This window comes from Streptomyces sp. NPDC031274 (assembly GCF_055570235.1).
Window position 1 is genome coordinate 1 of sequence record NZ_JBVIHP010000036.1, and the last position, 17521, is coordinate 17521.

The 17521-nt window shown below is 70.2% G+C and carries 16 protein-coding genes and 1 pseudogene; 7 read left to right on the forward strand and 10 right to left on the reverse strand.

Features of this window, described 5'->3' with window-relative positions:
• On the reverse strand, positions 1-773 hold a 773-nt coding region (locus ACZ5CR_RS38935), incomplete at its 3' end, for a maltotransferase domain-containing protein (protein ID WP_468866727.1).
• 70 nt (positions 774-843) lie between these two features.
• Complete coding sequence (locus tag ACZ5CR_RS38940; protein ID WP_468866729.1) at positions 844-1089, reverse strand: DUF5133 domain-containing protein; 246 nt, start codon at positions 1087-1089, stop codon at positions 844-846.
• Positions 1090-1349: 260 nt separating this feature from the next.
• On the opposite strand from ACZ5CR_RS38940, the gene ACZ5CR_RS38945 reads away from it, so the two are divergent.
• The gene (locus tag ACZ5CR_RS38945; RefSeq protein ID WP_468866732.1) at positions 1350-1889 is read left to right on the forward strand and encodes a pep a2; all 540 of its coding nucleotides are present in this window, start codon (positions 1350-1352) and stop codon (positions 1887-1889) included.
• Between the two features lie 60 nt (positions 1890-1949).
• Entirely contained in the window at positions 1950-4067 is a 2118-nt protein-coding gene (glgX, locus tag ACZ5CR_RS38950; RefSeq protein ID WP_468866734.1) for a glycogen debranching protein GlgX, read from the forward strand.
• Here the strand turns inward: glgX and ACZ5CR_RS38955 are convergent, their stop codons facing one another.
• Complete coding sequence (locus ACZ5CR_RS38955; protein ID WP_468866737.1) at positions 4068-6296, reverse strand: MMPL family transporter; 2229 nt, start codon at positions 6294-6296, stop codon at positions 4068-4070.
• Positions 6297-6501: 205 nt separating this feature from the next.
• Between ACZ5CR_RS38955 and ACZ5CR_RS38960 the strand changes: the two genes are divergently transcribed.
• Entirely contained in the window at positions 6502-7248 is a 747-nt protein-coding gene (locus tag ACZ5CR_RS38960; RefSeq protein ID WP_468866739.1) for a TetR/AcrR family transcriptional regulator, read from the forward strand.
• The gene (locus ACZ5CR_RS38965) at positions 7245-7733 is read left to right on the forward strand and encodes a phosphatase domain-containing protein (RefSeq protein WP_468866741.1); all 489 of its coding nucleotides are present in this window, start codon (positions 7245-7247) and stop codon (positions 7731-7733) included. The genes ACZ5CR_RS38960 and ACZ5CR_RS38965 overlap by 4 nt, the downstream gene beginning before the upstream one ends.
• A 16-nt stretch (positions 7734-7749) precedes the next feature.
• Here the strand turns inward: ACZ5CR_RS38965 and ACZ5CR_RS38970 are convergent, their stop codons facing one another.
• Positions 7750-7971 carry a dodecin gene (locus ACZ5CR_RS38970; RefSeq protein WP_468866743.1) on the reverse strand — a complete coding sequence of 74 codons (222 nt, stop codon included), beginning with the start codon at positions 7969-7971 and terminating at the stop codon, positions 7750-7752.
• Positions 7972-8020: 49 nt separating this feature from the next.
• Positions 8021-8812, reverse strand: coding sequence for a GntR family transcriptional regulator (locus ACZ5CR_RS38975; RefSeq protein ID WP_468866745.1), 792 nt, complete (start codon positions 8810-8812; stop codon positions 8021-8023).
• 366 nt (positions 8813-9178) lie between these two features.
• On the opposite strand from ACZ5CR_RS38975, the pseudogene ACZ5CR_RS38980 reads away from it, so the two are divergent.
• Both ACZ5CR_RS38980 and ACZ5CR_RS38985 read left to right on the forward strand, forming a co-directional pair.
• Positions 9179-9982, forward strand: a pseudogene (locus ACZ5CR_RS38980) (glycoside hydrolase family 16 protein); the annotation flags it as partial.
• 197 nt (positions 9983-10179) lie between these two features.
• Complete coding sequence (locus tag ACZ5CR_RS38985) at positions 10180-11433, forward strand: extracellular solute-binding protein (RefSeq protein WP_468866747.1); 1254 nt, start codon at positions 10180-10182, stop codon at positions 11431-11433.
• Between the two features lie 16 nt (positions 11434-11449).
• Here the strand turns inward: ACZ5CR_RS38985 and egtD are convergent, their stop codons facing one another.
• The 4 genes from egtD to egtA are packed head-to-tail and all read right to left on the reverse strand — an operon-like array spanning position 11450 to position 15862.
• Positions 11450-12451, reverse strand: coding sequence for an L-histidine N(alpha)-methyltransferase (egtD, locus tag ACZ5CR_RS38990; RefSeq protein ID WP_468866749.1), 1002 nt, complete (start codon positions 12449-12451; stop codon positions 11450-11452).
• Positions 12448-13203 (reverse strand): ergothioneine biosynthesis protein EgtC, encoded by a 756-nt coding sequence (gene egtC / locus ACZ5CR_RS38995; protein WP_468866751.1) that lies wholly within the window; start codon positions 13201-13203, stop codon positions 12448-12450. The genes egtD and egtC overlap by 4 nt, the downstream gene beginning before the upstream one ends.
• The gene (gene egtB, locus ACZ5CR_RS39000; RefSeq protein ID WP_468866753.1) at positions 13203-14531 is read right to left on the reverse strand and encodes an ergothioneine biosynthesis protein EgtB; all 1329 of its coding nucleotides are present in this window, start codon (positions 14529-14531) and stop codon (positions 13203-13205) included. Before egtB ends, egtC begins: the two co-directional genes overlap by 1 nt.
• Positions 14528-15862: an ergothioneine biosynthesis glutamate--cysteine ligase EgtA gene (egtA, locus tag ACZ5CR_RS39005; RefSeq protein ID WP_468866755.1), complete on the reverse strand. Its 1335-nt coding sequence runs from the start codon at positions 15860-15862 to the stop codon at positions 14528-14530. The genes egtB and egtA overlap by 4 nt, the downstream gene beginning before the upstream one ends.
• 246 nt (positions 15863-16108) lie before the next feature.
• Here egtA and ACZ5CR_RS39010 point away from each other — a divergent pair, with 246 nt between their 5' ends.
• Positions 16109-16966 (forward strand): TIGR02452 family protein, encoded by an 858-nt coding sequence (locus tag ACZ5CR_RS39010; protein ID WP_468866757.1) that lies wholly within the window; start codon positions 16109-16111, stop codon positions 16964-16966.
• 20 nt (positions 16967-16986) lie between these two features.
• On the opposite strand, the gene ACZ5CR_RS39015 is transcribed toward ACZ5CR_RS39010, so the two are convergent.
• On the reverse strand, positions 16987-17445 hold the full coding sequence (locus tag ACZ5CR_RS39015; RefSeq protein WP_468866760.1) for a type II toxin-antitoxin system PemK/MazF family toxin: 459 nt from the start codon (positions 17443-17445) through the stop codon (positions 16987-16989).
• Positions 17446-17521 lie beyond the last annotated feature (76 nt).

The window sequence follows — 17521 nt, forward strand, 5'->3', positions numbered from 1 at the left end:
ATGGGGTGGATGGGCGGGAGGTAGACGACGTCGAAGCCCATCGCCGCGATGGCCGAAAGCCGCTGTGAAGCGGTGCGAAACGTCCCCGGCCGCGGGGGCTCGCCCTGGCTCACGACGGCGCCCTCCGAGCGCGGGAAGAACTCGTACCAGGACCCGAACAGCGCCCGCTGCCGCTCCACGAGCAGCGGAAATGCTGGGGAGGGCGAGATCCGCTCCCGCAGGGGATATCGCGCGAGAACCGCGTCCACCTGTGGAGTCAGCGCGGCCTCCAGACGTTCGACCGGGGACCGCAGCTCGTCCTGCAACGCGTTCGCGGCGGCGAACAGCACCTGCTGCTCTGCTCCCTGAGGGGCTCCGCGTGCCGCTCGCTCGTACAGCAGCGCGCCCTCTTCGAGCATCAGCCCGGCGTCGACATCAGCCGGAACCTTGATCTCGGCGGAGTGCCGCCAGCCCCGCACGGGGTCCGCCCAGGCCTCCACGCTGTACGTCCACCGCCCCTCGACGTCGGGGGTGACGTCCGCGCCCCAGCGATCGCTGCCGGGCGCCAGCTCGCGCATCGGCGTCCACGGCCCGGGACGCCCCCGCGGATCGCGCAGGACGACATTGGCGCCGACCGCCAGCGAGCCCTCACCGAAGACGGTGGCCGTGATCTGGAACGTCTCGCCGGAAATGGCCTTCGCCGGGCGGCGGCCGCGATCGACGACCGGCTGGACGTCCAGGACGGGCATGGCGACGGTGGTGGGGACGGAGGTCGTCCCCGGAGCTGACGTCATCGGTCTCTCTCCTCCACCGAGTTCGCGTGCGGGCTCGCGTGCGGGCTGCTCTCGCGGGAGCCGTGTGCCGTCACCGACCCCAAGAGCCCGGGGGCGTCGGCGGTCGGCGCGTGGTGCGTGGGCGCAGGTAGAGCTCGGCCGCGTCGGCGGCGACCCGTGCTTTGCCCTCGCCCATCAGCGCGCACAGGGTGTACGCGGTTTCCTCGAAGCGCACCCGCACGGCACGGTCGGCGGGACGGGCGAGCAGCAACCGCTCCCACGCCCGGTAGTCGCACAGCTGCCGTGCGACATCGGCCTTGGCAGGCAGCAGCACCATGCTGGTCACCCTCGTTCTGTGTCACGAAGATCAAGCTTTGTCGCGAAGATCAAGCCATATGACTCATGGTGCACGTGCGAGCACCCAGCGTCCTGTTGGGAGTTCAACCACCGAGGCGCCAGGGGTTCCTGTTGCGCAAATGGAGTAGTGCTCGCACGCTGAGACTGACCCAGAAGTGATCAATGCTCACGTTCCGTGTTCGGGGCTCGGCCGGCAAGACCGAGGAGGAGCGGGAGCCTCACCGAAAGGAGCCAGGAGCGATGAAATCCGTGATCCCTTGCTACTACCACCTCGACGTGGAGGTCAGCTCGGAGAGGATCGAGCAGATCAGGCGCATTCTGGCCGCGCATCTGCGGCACTGGGGTCTTGGGGTTCTCGTCGAACCCGTCGGTCACTGCTCCGGAGTGCTGCTCCACGCGATCGAGGAGCACGGAGCGGACAAGGGGGCCGTCGTGGAGATGTGGTGGAACGGACAGCACCTCATCACCGCGGTGTCGGACAACAACCCCGACCTGCCGCAGCGGCACTACGGGCCGCAGGGCTGCCTGGCGCAGATCGCCGCCCTGAGCGACGGCTGGGGCAGTTGCCCGGCGACGAACGGCAAGATCATCTGGTTCTCGCGCCGCGTCCGGTCGGCCGAACCCGCCCGGCTGGTCCCCGGGACGCCCACACCCAGCCTGCGTGAGGCGCTGGAGGCGCCGCGTGAGGAGCCCCGGGAGGTCCCCGTGCTCGTCCCCGTCCGCACGGACCCGGTCGAGGCGCACCCCCTGGCCGGCGCGGCCGCCCCAGCGCCCGTGTGACCGCTCTGCCAGGCCCCACCAGGCCCCGTAAGCCCCGTCCGTCCGCAGAGAGGCAGTCGCGTGCGCACCTGGACCGGCGCCCCTTTCCCCCTGGGCGCCACATCCGACGGTGAAGGAACCAACTTCGCCCTGTTCAGCGAGGTGGCCGAGAGCGTCGACCTCGTGCTCGTCGATGACGACGGCACGCACCGGCGTGTGACGCTCTCCGAAGTCGACGGCTTCGTCTGGCACTGCTACCTGCCCGGGGTCGGCCCGGGCCAGCGCTACGGCTACCGGGTGCACGGCCCCTGGGACCCTGCCGCAGGTCACCGGTGCAACCCCGCCAAGCTGCTCCTCGACCCCTATGCCAAGGCCGTCGAGGGGCAGATGGACAACGACGCGGCTCTCTTCGAGCGCGCGGAGCAGGGGCCCGAACCGGCCGACAGCGCCGGGCACACCCCGCTCTCGGTGGTCACCGACCCCTTCTTCGCCTGGGAGGACGACAGGCCGCCGCGGCGGTCGTACGCCGAGACGGTGGTGTACGAGGCGCATGTGCGCGGCCTGACCCGCACGCACCCCGGGGTCCCCGCCGAACTGCGGGGCACGTACGCGGGCCTCGCGACCGAGGCGGTCATCGACCACCTCACGTCCCTGGGAGTGACGGCGGTCGAACTGATGCCGGTCCACCAGTACGTACAGGACGGATTCCTGCGTGATCGCGGTCTGTCCAACTACTGGGGCTACACCTCCATCGGCTTCTTCGCCCCGCACAACGCCTACGCGGCACGCGGCTCCCGCGGCGAACAGGTCACCGAGTTCAAGTCGATGGTCAAGGCGCTCCACAAGGCCGGGCTCGAAGTGATCCTCGACGTGGTCTACAACCACACGGCGGAGGGCAACGAGAACGGCCCCACGCTCGCCTTCCGGGGTATCGACAACGCCTCGTACTACCGCCTTGCGGAAGGCGACCCGGCGCACTACTTCGACACCACGGGAACCGGCAACAGTCTGCTGATGCGTCACCCCAACGTCCTGCAGCTGGTCATGGACTCGCTGCGGTACTGGGTCACCGAGATGCACGTCGACGGGTTCCGCTTCGATCTGGCGGCCACGCTGGCACGGCAGTTCCACGACGTCGACCGCCTTTCGGCCTTCTTCGACCTGGTCCAGCAGGACCCGGTGGTCAGCCGCGTCAAGCTCATCGCCGAGCCGTGGGACGTCGGTGACGGGGGATACCAGGTCGGCAACTTCCCGCCTCTCTGGTCGGAGTGGAACGGCAAGTACCGCGATTCCGTACGGGACTTCTGGCGCGGCGCCGATCACACGCTCGCCGAATTCGCCTCCCGCCTCACCGGCTCGTCCGACCTCTATCAGCACGACCGCCGACGCCCGCGCGCCAGCGTCAACTTCGTCACCGCGCACGACGGATTCACCCTGCGTGACCTGGTCTCGTACAACGACAAGCACAACGAGGCCAACGGTGAGGACAACCAGGACGGTGAGAACGCGAACCGCTCATGGAACTGCGGAGTCGAAGGGCCCACCGCCGACGAGGGAATTCTCGAGCTCCGCGCACGCCAGCAGCGCAACTTCCTGGCCACCCTCATGTTCTCGCAAGGCATCCCGATGCTCGCCCACGGCGATGAGCTCGGCCGCACCCAGCAAGGCAACAACAACGCCTACTGCCAGGACAGTGAGATCTCCTGGATCAACTGGGAACTCACCGACGAGCAGCGGGAGTTGGTCGCCTTCACCCGCCGTGCCATCGAACTCCGGTCAGCGCACCCCGTGTTGCGAAGACGCCGCTTCTTCCTGGGTGACACCGCGACACATGAGAGTCAACCGCTGCCCGACCTGGTGTGGCTGCGACCCGACGCGCGCGAGATGACGGACGCGGACTGGCAGCGGCCCGACGCGCACGCCGTCGGCGTCTTCCTCAACGGCGACGCCATCGCGGAACCCGACGCCCACGGAGGGGCCGTGGTGGACGACTCGTTCCTGCTCCTGTTGAACAGCCATCGGGAGCCGGTCGTCTTCGACCTGCCGGACGCCGCGTACGGCGAACGCTGGACGACGCGGATCGACACCTCGGAACCCCGAGGTGTCGCCGACGAGGTGGAGCACAAGGCGGACAGTGAGGTCTCTGTGGAGCCCCACAGTCTCCTCATGCTCTCCCGGCCTCCCGGAACCGCCAACTGATCACTGCAACGACCGTGCCCGCCTCTCCGGCGCGGGCTCCGGCGCGGCTTCGGACGCGGGACCGCCTTCGCTGAGGCCGAACCGCCCGTGGACCTTGCGCAGGAAGCCGGGCGCGTACCAGGCCGAGCGGCCCAGCAGACGCATCGCGGCGGGTACGAGGATGCCGCGTACCGCGACGGCGTCGATCAGGATCGCGAGGCCGCTGCCCAGGCCGAACATCTGCATGAAGCTCAGCTTGGCCGTTCCGAAGGCGAAGAAGCTGACCGCGAGCAGGCAGGCCGCCGCGGTGACGATGCGGCCGGTGTGCCCGAGGCCGTTGGTCACGGCGGACTCGTTGTCCTCGCCCAGGTCGTGGAGTTCCTTGATCCGGCTGGTGACGAACACCTCGTAGTCCATCGAGAGGCCGAAGGCGATGCAGAACATCAGCACCGTCATGGACACCTCCATGGGCTGGGCCGTGAAGCCGAGCAGGGAGGAGAGGTTGCCGTCCTGGAAGATCCAGGTCATGACGCCGAGGGTCGCCCCCAGGCTGATCATGTTGAGGAGCAGCGCACGCAGCGGCTGTACGACGCTGCCGGTGAACAGGAAGAGCAGGAGGAAGGTGGTGAGGGCGACCAGGGCCACGGCGAGGGGGAGCCGGTCGGCGATGGAGTCCTTGGAGTCGACCAGTTCGGCGTCGACTCCGCCCACCAGGGGCTGGGTCCCGGCAGGCGGGGCGACCGCCCGCACCTCCTTGACCAGGCTCTGGGCCTCGTCCGACTTCGGTGACAAGCCGCTCACCACGTTGATCTGCTGCGCCTGGGGGCGGGCGAGTGCTCTGTTGCCGGGGTCGGACGCCGTGGACCGTCCGTCGGTGTAGGTCCCCGCGCCGGTCTCGACGCGGATCACGCCTTCGAGGCCGGACAGTTCACCGGCGTACGACTCCAGTGGAGCCTTGCTCACCGATGTGTCGATGACGACGTGGAGAGCGGCGTCGTCGCTGCCGTTGAACTTCTCCCGCAGCACGGACGAGACGTGGCGGCTCTCGGCGCTCTCGGGCAGTACGCGTTCGTCCGGTGTGCCGAACGTGATGCCGAGGAGGGGGCTCGCCGCGAGGAGCAGGACCGCGAGCACGGGCAGCGCGGTGAGCGCGGGCCGCCGCATGACGGTGGCGGCAAGGCGTCCCCACAGGGGTGTCCGGGTGGTGGAGCGCCCACGGTTCGCCCACGGCAGCCGACCGCTGTTGATCCTGGTCCCCAGGGCGACGAACAGGGCCGGCATGACGAACAGGGTGCTGACGGCCGCGATGACGACGACACCGATGCCCGCATAGCCGAACGAGCGCAGGAAGTACTGCGGGAACACCAGGAGCGCCCCGAGCGCTGCCGCCACCGTCGCGGCGGAGAACGCGACCGTACGGCCCGCGGTGCTCACCGTCCGCCGGACGGCGTCCTCCACGGTCGCCCCTGCCGCGAGCTGCTCACGGAATCGGCTGACCATGAGCAGGGCGTAGTCGATGCCGAGGCCGAGGCCCAGAGCCGTGGTCAGGTTGATCGCGAAGACGGAGACGTCGGTGACGCTGCCGAGGACGAAGAGTTCCGCGAACGTGCCCGCGATGGCGATGACGCCGATCACCAGCGGCAGCAGGGCCGCGACGACGCTGCCGAAGACGAGCAGGAGCAGCAGGAGGGTCAGCGGTACGGCGATGCCCTCGGCCAGCAGGAGATCCTCGCCGGACTGTGTGCCCATCTCGCTGGTGACGGCGCTGCCACCACCGGCCTGGACGGTGAGCGCGCCTTCGTACGGTCCGGTGTAGGCGTCGATGACGCTCTTGGCGTTCTCGTCGCGCTCCGTGCCCTGCCCCTTCACATGGGCGAGCACCATGGCCTCGCGGCCGTCCTTGGAGCGGAGTTCGGGGCTCGCCGTGTCCCAGTACGAGATCAGGTTCTCGAGGTTCTGTTCCTTCTTGAGGTCGGCCACCAGGGCACGGCCGCTCTGCCGGGCGGCCGGGGTGTCGACGCGGCCTTCGTCGCTGCGGACAAGCAGGACGAGGTTCGTCTCCCCGCCGAACTTCTCCTCGATGACCTTCCCGGCCCGGGTGGACTGGGACGCCGGGTCGTCGTAGCCGCCTCCCAGCAACTTGCCGAACGCGCCGGCGCCCAGGACACCCATGAGGGCCACAGCCACCGCGGTGGCGATGAGTATCAGCCGGGACCGGCGAATCGCCAGTTCGGCTATGCGTTCAAACACGCACTTTCTCCTTTGATGTCCATACCGTGAAAACGTCGCTGAACGGCCGGAGTTGACCAGTGGGGGGCGTGGGGGCCGGCGGGAGCGACGTTAGTGAGACGGCGGAGAATTTGGCAGTGTTAGATTTTCTTCACACCCCATAACTCGGGGTGGCCCACAGGAGTGACCGGCGTACGGTCCCCGCAAGCCCGCAGAGGAACTCGCCATGGCCACGCCCACCTTGCGCCAGCGACGCCGTGCTGCGGCCACCCAGGAGATCCTGGACGCCGCCGAGCGCCACATCACCGAACACGGACCCGCGGCTCTGTCCCTGCGAGCGGTCGCCCGCGACCTCGGAATGACCGTGCAGGCGCTCTACCACTACTTTCCGAGCCGGGACGCCCTCGTCACGGCGCTCGTCACCAAGGCGTACGACGACCAGGCCGCCGCCGTGCAGGCTGCCGTCGACACCGCGGCGGACGACCCGGACCTGCCGCGTCTGGTGGTCGCGGCCGAGGGCTACCGTCGCTGGGCCATCGCCCACCCCGAGCACTTCCAGCTCCTGTACGGAACGCCGCTGCGGGACTACTCGGCCCCGGTCGACGGGCCGACCACCCAGGCGTCGCGACGGATGAGCGCGATCTTCGAGCGCGAGCTGTTCGACGGGTTCACCGAGGCCCAGCTCGCCGCTGCCGACGCCCCCGTTCTCTCGCCCTCACTGCGGGCATACCTGGCACAGCTGCCGCACTACGGTCTGGGACATCTGCCGCCCCCCGCGACAGCTCTCCTGATGAGCGGGTGGGGACACCTGCACGGCCTCGTCGTCCTGGAGGTGTTCGGACACACCTCTTTCCTCGGTGACCACCAGGCCGAGATCTTCCGCATGGCCATGCGGAACCTGATCGAGGACGTCCACCGCCGGATCCCGCCGGTGGCGGAGTCCCCACGGGAGGTGCCTACGCTGGGCGCGTGACGGACGACAGCAGGCCACTGGCCGTATTCGACCTGGACGGCACTCTCGCGGACACCGCGCATCGGCAGCGCTTCCTGGAGCGGGGGCCGCGCGACTGGGCCGCGTTCTTCGCGGCTGCTCCGCACGATCCGCCCCTGGAACAGGGCGTGGCGCTGGCTCGGGAGAGTGCGACGGACTGCGAGGTCGTCTATCTCACGGGCAGGCCCGAGCGGTGCCGTAAGGACACCGTGGCGTGGCTCGCGGCGAACGGACTTCCCGAGGGGCGGATCTGGATGCGCCGCAACGACGACCGGCGGCCCGCCCGGCATACCAAGCTGGAGATCCTGCGGAAGATCTCCAGGTCGCGCGAGGTCCGGATGCTGGTGGACGACGACGAGCTGGTGTGCGACGAGGCCGAGCGGGCGGGCTTCACGGTCGTACGGGCGCGCTGGGCGAGCACGTCCGCCGCGCTGAAGGACGCTCAGGAGCGTGAGGGGCGGACGTGAGCGCTCGCCGGTGGAGTCAGGCGCTGTCGCCGTCCTCCAGGCGGAAGCCGACCTTCAGGCCCACCTGGTAGTGCTCGATCTCGCCGTTCTCGATGTGGCCGCGCACCTGGGTGACCTCGAACCAGTCCAGCGAACGCAGCGTCTGCGAGGCGCGGGCGATGCCGTTGCGGATGGCGTCGTCGACGCCCTCGTGCGAGGTGCCGACGATCTCGGTGACCCGATAGGTGTGGTCGGTCATGAGGTTGTTCCTCTCCGCCGTGTGGTGACCTGACAACTGTGAGGTGACGTCACTCCACCGTGCCCCACCACGCGGCGGTGCGCGAGGCGGTGGGCGCGGGGTGCTCGGCGGCACCGTCCAGTTCGAGCCGCGAGACGATGCGGTAGCGGTCGCCGCGGTAGAGGGAGCGCACGTACTCGACGGGACGGTCCTCGGTATCCGTGGTGATCCGGTCGATGAGCAGGGCCGGGGAGAGCACGGGCACGCCGAGCAGCGCCGCCTCGTCCTCCGTCAGGACCGTGGGTTCGATGGACTGCGCGGCGTGCGCGGGGCGGATGCGGCGGACCTCGCGAAGATGGGTGTAGAAGCCGGACTCCACCTGCGCGGGCGTGAGCCCCGGGGCGAGGGCCGCCGGAATGTGCAGCCGCTCCAGGGCGATGGGCTCACCGTCGACCAGGCGCAGCCGCACCACGTGCACGAGCTCGGCGGCGGGGGAGATCCGCAGCTTGCGGCCGACCCGCGCCCCGGCCCGGACCGTGCTGAACTCCAGGACGCGGCTCGACCAGGCGCCCCCGGCCCGCGGGACGGTGAGCGGACGGCTGCCCGGGGTCAGCTCCTGAGTGACCTTGGCGCGGGCCACGAACATGCCCCGGCCGTGCTCGCGCACAAGGAGCCCCGAGGCCACCAGCGTGTCGACGGCGGCGCGCAACGTCGGCCGGGAGACACCCAGTTCGGTGCAGAGCTGCCGCTCGGAGGGGATCGCGTCGCCGGGGCGGCGGGACTCGATCAGATCCAGCAGGACCTCGCGTACGCGCTCGCGCTTGCGTACGCCGCCGGGTGTGGGTGTGCCCTGCTGGTCCATGGATGAGCTCGCCCTCTCTGAGTCTTCGACAGGGCTCAACGCCCCGTTGAGCAAGGGGACTTGACGCCCCCATTGGTCTATGCCACCTTCTGTTCTCGCGAGTGGTCACTTTACCAATTGGTAAAGCCGCGAAGTGTCGTTGTACCGCACCTCCCCCCCCCCACGCCGGGAGCGGCGAGCGCTCCCGGCATTCCGAAAGGAATCAGGTCGATGAATCGACACCGCTCCAGCATGACGTTCCGGTTGCGTACGGCTGTCGCGGCCGCGGCGGCCGCGGGGCTCGGCGTCGCCGGACTTGCCGCACTGCCCGCGTCCGCCGCGCCCGACGCCGTCGCCGACGGCGGTGGCTCGGCGACCGTCGCCGCCCCCGTGCTCTTCGACGACTTCGACTACAGCGGCCACGACGACCCGAAGATCTCCGAGCACGGCTGGAGCATCCGCTCCAACGCGGGCGGCCCCGGCGTCCCCGGTGCCTCCTGGGTGCCCGAGAACGTCACCTTCCCCGCCGCCGACGGCAACTCCGTCATGAACCTGGAGACGTCGACCGCGGGCACGGGCGGGTCGACGGAGCAGACCGAGATCCTCACCAAGTCGGTCAAGTTCAGGAACGGCACCTACGCGGCCCGCGTGAAGTACGCCGACGCACCCCGGTCGGGCCCCGACGGCGACCACCTCGTGCAGGCGTTCTTCGCCATCAACGACCTCAAGGCCCCGATGGCGGACGACTACTCCGAGTACGACTTCGAATATCTGCCCAACGGCGGCTGGGGCGAGGCGGGCAACATCCTCTACACCACGTCCTGGGAGACCTTCAATCCGGAGCCGTGGGAGGCGGTCAGCCGGCACACCGAGGTGCGGAAGAGCTATGCGGGCTGGCACGACGTGGTGTTCACCATCGACGACAGCGCCATCAAGTACTACGTCGACGGGCAGCTGTTCGCCACGCACGACGCCAAGTACCTGCCGGAGCGGCCCATGTCCATCAACTTCAACCAGTGGCTCATCGACCTGGCGGGGCAGTCGAGCTCGACTCCGCGCGCCTACGACCAACAGGTCGACTACGTCCTGCACGTCAAGGACCAGGTACTCACCCCGGACGAGGTAAAGGAGCAGGTCAGCGCCGCCCGCAGCGAAGGTGTCACGTTCAAGGACACCGTCCCCGGCAGCTGAATCCTCGCCGGATCCCTCATCAGGGACCGGCACCGGAATCTACGAATCCGGTGCCGGTTCCCCCTTGACCGACTCATTGGTACAGACCAAACTCCAGCCATACCCGTTCGAGCTGAGAGCTCATCCCCCACGTCGGGCCGACCCTCCCTGTCCGCAGGAAGAAAGTGACCCACGTGAAACCGCGCCGCCGTGTCGCCATGTCCTTGACCCTCACCCTCGCCGCCACCGCGCTGCTTCCCGGCTGCGGTGTCCTGCCGGGCGCGGGGGAGGAGAAGCGGACCGTCACCGTGTGGCTCATGCGGGGCAGCGCGTCGTCGGAGTTCATCAAGCGCTTCACGACGGACTTCGAGAAGCAGAACAGCGGCATCGACCTGCGGATACGCCTCCAGGAGTGGACCGGCATCGGCGGCAAGGTCAAGGCCGCGCTCAAGGACGAGAACGGGCCCGACGTCATCGAGGTCGGCAATACGCAGGTCGCCCAGTACGTCGACGAGGGCGGGCTCTACGACCTCACCCTGGAGTCCGCGCGCGACCTCGGCATGAAGGACTGGCTGCCGGGCCTCGCAGAGCCGGGCCGGTACAACGGCAGCCAGTACGGCATTCCTTGGTACGCCGCCAACCGCGTGGTCATCTACAACAAGGACCTTTTCGAGCGGGCCGGGATCGAGCAGCCGCCGAAGACGCGCGCGCAGTGGATCGCCGATACCCAGCGGCTCGACGCCGGCACCGACCAGGGGATCTACCTGGCGGGCCAGGACTGGTACACCCTGGCCGGGTTCATCTGGGACGAGGGCGGCGATCTCGCCACGGAGGCCAAGGGGTCGCGAGGCGTGTGGGAGGGCAGCCTGCACACGCCCGACGCGCTGCGCGGCATGGAGTTCTACCAGGAGCTGCAGGCGCTGGGCGAGGGACCCCGGGACGCCGACGAGGAGCATCCGCCGCAGGCCGGGGTGTTCGCCAAGGGCGACGTGGCGCAGATCGTCGCCGTGCCGGGGACGGCGCGGGCCATCGAGGAGAAGAACCCCGAACTGAAGGGGAAGCTCGGCTTCTTCCCGGTCCCGGGCAAGACGGCGGCGAAGCCGGGCGCCGTCTTCACCGGCGGATCCGACCTCGTCGTGCGCGGGAAGACCGACGACCGCAAGAGCGCGGTCGCGGTGATCGAGGCTCTCGTGAGCAAGAAGTGGCAGAAGGACCTGGCCCGGACCATGAACTACGTGCCGAACAAGACGACTCTGGCCCCGCTCGTCTCGGACGAGGAAGGGGTCGCCGCGATGGCCGAGGGCGCCGCCCGTGGCCGGGCGACGCCGAACTCGCCGAGGTGGGCCGCCGTGGAGGCGGACAACCCGATCAAGAAGTACATGTCGAAGGTCCTCGACGGGGGTGACCCGGCGACGGAGGCGAAGGCGGCCTCGCGCCGGATCACCCGGGAGCTGGACGTCCGCGGGTCGTGAGAGGCTACGCGCGGGACTAGCGCGCCACGCTGAGCGACAGCGCGAAGCGCGCCCTCTCGTCCGTCCACCAGTGGGTCAGCTTCAGGTCCGCCGACGACAGTTCGGACCGCACCCCCTCCTCCCGGAACTTCGCCGATATCTCGGTGCGCATCTCCTCGTGGCGGTCGAAGTCGACCGCCAGGTCGAGCGCCGGGATCTTCACCGTCTGGGCGGCCAGGGAGCGCAGGCGCATCTCGACCCACTCGTGCTCGCGGTCCCAGACGGCCACGTGCGAGAACGCGTCGGGGTCGAAGTCCGCGCCCAGCTCGCGGTTGATCACGGCCAGGACGTTCTTGTTGAAGGCGGCCGTGACGCCCGACCCGTCGTCGTACGCCGAGACGAGAACCGACTCCTCCTTCACCAGGTCCGTGCCGAGCAGCAGCGCGTCACCGGGAGAGAGAAGCGTGCGTACCGACGTCAGGAACGCCGAACGCTCCGCCGGAAGGAGGTTGCCGATCGTGCCGCCGAGGAAGGCGACGAGGCGCGGACCCGGTGTGCCCGGAAGGGCGAGACCGCGGGTGAAGTCGGCGATCAGGGCGTGCACGTTCAGGGAGGGGCGCGAGGCGAGCAAGGTGTTCGCGGCGCCGGTGAGCGCGCTCTCGCTCACGTCCACGGGGACGTACGTGTGCAGGTCGGGAAGCGCGTCGATCAGGTGGCGGGTCTTCTCCGACGATCCCGAGCCCAGCTCGATCAGTGTGCGTGCGCCCGTCACCCCGGCGATCTCCTCGGCGCGGGTCTGGAGGATCTCGCGCTCGGCGCGCGTGGGGTAGTACTCCGGCAGCGTGGTGATCTCGTCGAAGAGCGCGCTGCCCCGCGCGTCGTAGAACCACTTGGGCGGCAGCGTCTTGAGGAAGGGGGTTCCCCCTGGTTGAGCGGAGTCGAGAGCTGGGGGGCGGGTGAGGCCCCGCAGGACGTCGGCGCGCAGGGCCGCGCCGGTGGCGTCCAGGGGCAGGGTGCGGGTCAGCTGGAACGGGCTCACGCGGTGGGCTCCTTGAGCGGGGTCAGCAGAACGTCGGTACGGCTGGCGGCGAGCAGCGTGTGGTCGGGCACCTGGTGCCAGTGCGGATCGTCGTCGTAGGGCTCTGAGGCCACGACGGTGCGGCGGCCCGGTTCGGTGAGATACCAGAGGGTGTCGCCCCAGGCGGTCGCCACGATCGTCTCGCCGTTGGTGAGCAGGAGGTTGAGGCGCGATCCGGGAGCGGCCTGCGCGACCTCCGTCACGGTGTCCGCGATGGCCTGGCCCTCGTCGTCGCCGTTGCGCAGCCGGTGCAGGACGAGCGCCCACACCAGCGCGGAGTCGCAGCGCGCCTCCAAGGACAGAAGCTCGGCGGGCGGAAGCAGCCGGGCCACGGAGGCGAGCGACCTGGGCCAGCCCGTGACCGCGCCGTTGTGGCTGAAGAGCCAGGTCCCGGCGGCGAAGGGCGCCGCCGCCGCTTCCCCGTCCGCGCCCGCCTCGGTCGCGTCGCGCACCGCGGCGAGCAGCGCCCCGGACCTGACGACCCGGGCGAGGTCCGCGAAGGACTGGTCGCCCCAGATCGGTCCGGAGCGGCGGTAGCGCGCGGGCACCGGGTCGCCGTCGGCGTACCAGCCCACTCCGAACCCATCGGCGTTGACCGTGCCGTAGCGCTGCTGCCGCGGTGCCCAGGACTGTCGGAACAGGCTGTGCGCGGGGTCCACGAGGAGCTTCCCGAGGGGCTCGTCGGCTCCCAGGAAGGCCAGGTGACGGCACATCAGGCGGTCTCCGTCGCGTCCGCGTCGCGTGCGGTGCGGAACCCGGAGAAGATCTGCCGCCGCATGGGATGGTCCCAGTTGCGGAACGTACCCCGGCAGGCCACCTCGTCCACGGAGAAGGCACCGCCACGCAGCACCTTGTAGTCCCCGCCGAAGAAGACGTCCGAGTACTCGCGGTAGGGGAAGGCGGCGAACCCCGGATAGGGCAGGAAGTCGCTCGACGTCCACTCCCATACGTCGCCGATCAGCTGGCGCACGCCGAGCGGCGACTCACCGGCCGGGTAGCTGCCGACGGGAGCGGGGCGGAGATGGCGCTGGCCCAGGTTGGCGCGCTCGGGGGTGGGGTCCGCGTCACCCCACGGGTAGCGCATCGAGCGGTCGCTCGCCGGGTCGTGCCGGGCGGCCTTCTCCCACTCCTCCTCGCTGGGCAGGCGCCGGCCCGCCCAGCGGGCGTACGCGTCGGCCTCGTACCAACTGACGTGCAGGACCGGCTCGTCGGGCGGTACGACTTCGACGGCCCCGAAGTGGCGGCGCAGCCACTGGCCGTCTTCCCGGCGCCAGAAGAGCGGCGCCGAGAGTCCGTTGCCGCGGACCATGTCCCAGCCCGCCGGGGTCCACCACCGCTGCTCCGCATAGCCGCCGTCGGCGATGAAGCGCTGGAAGTCGGCGTTGGTCACCGGCGTCGTGTCGATGTAGAACGGCGGGACCAGACGGTGGTGAGCCGGACGCTCGTTGTCGAGCGCCCATGGCTCGGTGGACGTGCCCATCGTGAACGGGCCGCCCGGCACGAGGACTTCGTACGGGCCGTTGAACGGCGGCGCGGGCTCGGGGTCCGGCGCCGTGAGCGCGGTGGGGCCCGAGCGCAGCTGATGGGTGATCAGCATCGTCTCGTCGTGCTGCTGTTCGTGCTGCGCGATCATGCCGAACGCGAACCCCGCGTCGGTCAGCGGCGAACCGCGGAACGGTGTGCGTTCCAGGACGTCGAGGGCGCGCCCGCGCACCTCGGCGGCGTAGCGGCGCGCCTCCGCTGGCGCGAGCAGCGGCAGGCTCGGCCGCTCGGAGCGGGGGTGCTCGAAGGCGTCGTACAGGCCGTCGATCTCGGGTCGCATGGCGTCACGGCCCGCCACCGCCCGCAGCAGCCACAGCTCTTCCTGGTTGCCGATGTGCGCGAGGTCCCAGACCAGTGGTGACATCAACGGCGAGTGCTGCGCGGTCAGTTCGGGTTCATCGACACATGTGGTGAGGAGCGAGGTGCGGTCCCGGGCGGCGAGGAGCGCCGCCACGGCGCGCTGGCGAAGCGCATCGGGGTCGCTGACGGTTCCGGTCATCGGAGGATGCCCTTCTCGTGCTCGTGGTCGTAGTGGTGGCCTTCCCTGTGCCCGTCGAGCAGATCGTCGGCCGGGCAGCGGCCCCGCGCGACATACCGCTCGGCGTACGCGGCGACCACTCTTTGCACCTCGGCGCTCGCGCCCATCCGGGGCAGCGCCTCGGCCGCCGCGGCGAAACAGGCGGCGGCGGCCTCGCGAAGCTCCGGGTCGGCGAGCCCGTGCCGCGCCGCGTCAAGCCACAGCGGGCTGCGCGGCGCCGCGGGCACGCCTGGCGGGCACGCGCGCTCGGCCAGCGGCTTCAGGGTGCGGTAGGCGGTCTCGGCCGCCTGCGGGTCGTCGAACAGCGCGCTCGTCACGGCGAGCGGCACGATCCAGCCGTCCGGGCCCGGCTGCGCGTCGACCATCCGCATCTCCAGATGGCCGCGCGGGCGTACGGGCGGGAAGAGGGTGGTCAGGTGATGTTCGAGGTCCTCGCGGGTCGGCGGGCGTGGCGCGCCCGAGCGGGCCCAGGCACGGAAGGTCAGCCCCTCCGGAACGGCCCAGGACGCTTCGTTCCCTTCGCCCTGCGCTCTGATGAACATCACCGGCGCGTCCATCACGTGCCGCGTCCAGGCCGCCCGCGGCTCCGTGTCGAGCGGCGGCGCGCCGGACGTGCCCGGATCGATCGACGCCCACACGGCCTGCCGCGTGGAGCGCCATCCGGTGGAACGCCCGTCCTGGACCGGCGAGTTGGCGAACACGGCGACCAGTACGGGGCCGAGCAGATGTGCGAGCCGCCACCGTCTGCCGTAGCCGAGCGGGCCCGGCTCCTCGTGCCCCGCGTCCAGGCAGATCTGCACGGAAGCGGTGGAGCACATCATGCGGCGGCCCGCGGGGCCCGCGCGGTCGAGATAGCTCTCCATCGCGTCGTAGCGAGGCCGGTGCAGGATGCGGGACGGTGGGCGCCAGGGATCGGCACCGAGTCCGGTGAGCGTCAGATTCAGGGTGGCGAGGCGATCGCGTACGAGAGCGAGATCGGCCGATACGTCGGACACGCACTCCATGAGCGAGGCGGCGGGGAGCGAGCTGAGCTCCAGCTGGCCGCCTGGTTCGACGGTGATCAGGGAGTGCAGGGGCAGGGCCCGCAGAGCGGTGTAGGCCGCTTCGAGGCGGGCGGGGGACACGGGCAGATGGAGCCGGTGCGGCTCGTGGATCAGCCATTCCAGTTCGACACCGGTGATGCGGGGTGGTCCGGTCTTGAAGCAGATGCCGGTGACCAGCGCCTCAGCCTCGGACTCGGATACCGCGGTGCCGTACTTCTCGCGGTACTTCGTACAGTCACCCTCGGGCATGCGGAGGTCCTCCTGTTCATGTTCTGCCTGGTCCAGCGGTTGCGGACCGTCCGGTCAACTCGATATGGGGTCGACCGAGTTGGCAGCGCTCGTTCTACCCAAGACCTTGTCGGCCGCTCGCACAAGAGTGCCCTTGGGCCCAAGCTCGTGCCAGGGAATTGTGTTGCGGCGGATGTCGGGAAGAGCTCACGATGTGTTCATGTGGGGGACGGGGGACAGGACAGTGTTCGGAGTGGGGGAGCAAGCATGAGCGCGCGACTGCGTGGCATCGCGCAGCAGACCGAGGAGATCGTGGCGGCAGGGTGGTACGCCGCTCCGGGTGGCCGCGACGTGGTGATCGCGGATGCGGTGGACGCCGCGCGCTCCGGCACGCGGATGTTCGGTCCGGCGTCCATCAACGTGACGGACGTGACGCCGCCCGAGCTGAGCTCCACGGTAGTCGAGGTCAGCGGCGAGAGCAGCTTGGAGGCCGCGCACCGGCTCACCGCCGCGGACACGGGCCCCGTGGCCGTCCTGAACTTCTCCTCCGCGCGCAATCCCGGCGGCGGCTATCTGAACGGCGCCCAGGCGCAGGAAGAGGCGCTGTGCCGCGCCTCGGCGCTGTACACGTGCGTGCGCTCGGTCCGTGAGTTCTACGACCACCATCGTGCCCACCGCGACCCCTTCTACAGTGACCGGGTGATCCACTCCCCGGCCGTGCCGGTCTTCCGCGACGACAAGGGGCGGCTGCTCGACGAGGCGTACGAGGTGGGCTTCCTGACCTCGGCCGCACCGAACGCGGGAGTCGTCCTGCGGCAGACCCCGGAGCGCGCCGAGCACCTGCCGACCGCCCTCGCCGGGCGGGCGGAGCGGGTCCTGGAGACCGCCGCTGCCTGTGGCTACCGGCGGCTCGTGCTCGGTGCGTGGGGCTGCGGGGTCTTCCAGAACGATCCCGCGCGGGTGGCGGGCGCGTTCCGGGCGCTGCTCGACGAAGGCGGCCGGTTCCACGGGTACTTCGCGCACATCGTCTTCGGGGTGCTCGACCGCACGCGCGGCGCGGTGACGCGGGCCGCCTTCGACGAGGCGTTCGGCGCGGGGTTCAGGGGCGGGTCAAGTGCCCAGTGACCGGCCCCCTGTCCTAGCGGTCAGCGCCAGCCGTAGCGCTCCTGAAGCCGCCGCACGACCAGGTTGAACCGTATCCGGTCGAGCGCGCACGCCTCGCGGCGCATGCCCTCGTCGTGCACCCGGAGCACCCGGTCGATGTCGACCCAGGAGTCGCGGCCCTCGCGGTCCCAGGGACCGCTGCCGATCGGCACCCACTCCCTATCGTTCGCGTGCTGCTTGCTGGAGAGCTGCACGGCGAGCAGCGTGCCGCGCGCCTCGCGGGCGACGACGAGGACGGGGCGGTCCTTGCCGCGCCCGTCGTTCTCCTCGTAGGGAACCCACGTCCAGACGATCTCGCCGGGGTCGGGATCGCCGTCGTGGGCGGGGGCGTACGCCGTCTGGACCTGGCCGACCTCACGCGGCTCGGCCTCGGTGGTCGCGGTGCGGCCCGTGCGGCCCGGGTGCGCGGTCGTCTGCGGGTCATCGGTGTTGGCAGTCACGCGGGCCACCGTAGATCCTTTCCGGCCCGACCCGCAGGGCGGGTCCGCCTGATGGTCCGCAGGGGCGGGCCATGCG

What these genes read in the sequence shown, in the direction of transcription:
- ACZ5CR_RS38940 (WP_468866729.1), bottom strand. Translation starts at nt 1,089, where the DNA reads ATGGTGCTGCTGCCTGCCAAGGCCGATGTCGCACGGCAGCTGTGCGAC.
- ACZ5CR_RS38945 (WP_468866732.1), top strand. Translation starts at nt 1,350, where the DNA reads ATGAAATCCGTGATCCCTTGCTACTACCACCTCGACGTGGAGGTCAGC.
- ACZ5CR_RS38960 (WP_468866739.1), top strand. Translation starts at nt 6,502, where the DNA reads ATGGCCACGCCCACCTTGCGCCAGCGACGCCGTGCTGCGGCCACCCAG.
- ACZ5CR_RS38970 (WP_468866743.1), bottom strand. Translation starts at nt 7,971, where the DNA reads ATGACCGACCACACCTATCGGGTCACCGAGATCGTCGGCACCTCGCAC.
- ACZ5CR_RS38975 (WP_468866745.1), bottom strand. Translation starts at nt 8,812, where the DNA reads ATGGACCAGCAGGGCACACCCACACCCGGCGGCGTACGCAAGCGCGAG.
- ACZ5CR_RS38985 (WP_468866747.1), top strand. Translation starts at nt 10,180, where the DNA reads ATGTCCTTGACCCTCACCCTCGCCGCCACCGCGCTGCTTCCCGGCTGC.
- egtC (WP_468866751.1), bottom strand. Translation starts at nt 13,203, where the DNA reads ATGTGCCGTCACCTGGCCTTCCTGGGAGCCGACGAGCCCCTCGGGAAG.
- egtB (WP_468866753.1), bottom strand. Translation starts at nt 14,531, where the DNA reads ATGACCGGAACCGTCAGCGACCCCGATGCGCTTCGCCAGCGCGCCGTG.
- egtA (WP_468866755.1), bottom strand. Translation starts at nt 15,862, where the DNA reads ATGCCCGAGGGTGACTGTACGAAGTACCGCGAGAAGTACGGCACCGCG.
- ACZ5CR_RS39010 (WP_468866757.1), top strand. Translation starts at nt 16,109, where the DNA reads ATGAGCGCGCGACTGCGTGGCATCGCGCAGCAGACCGAGGAGATCGTG.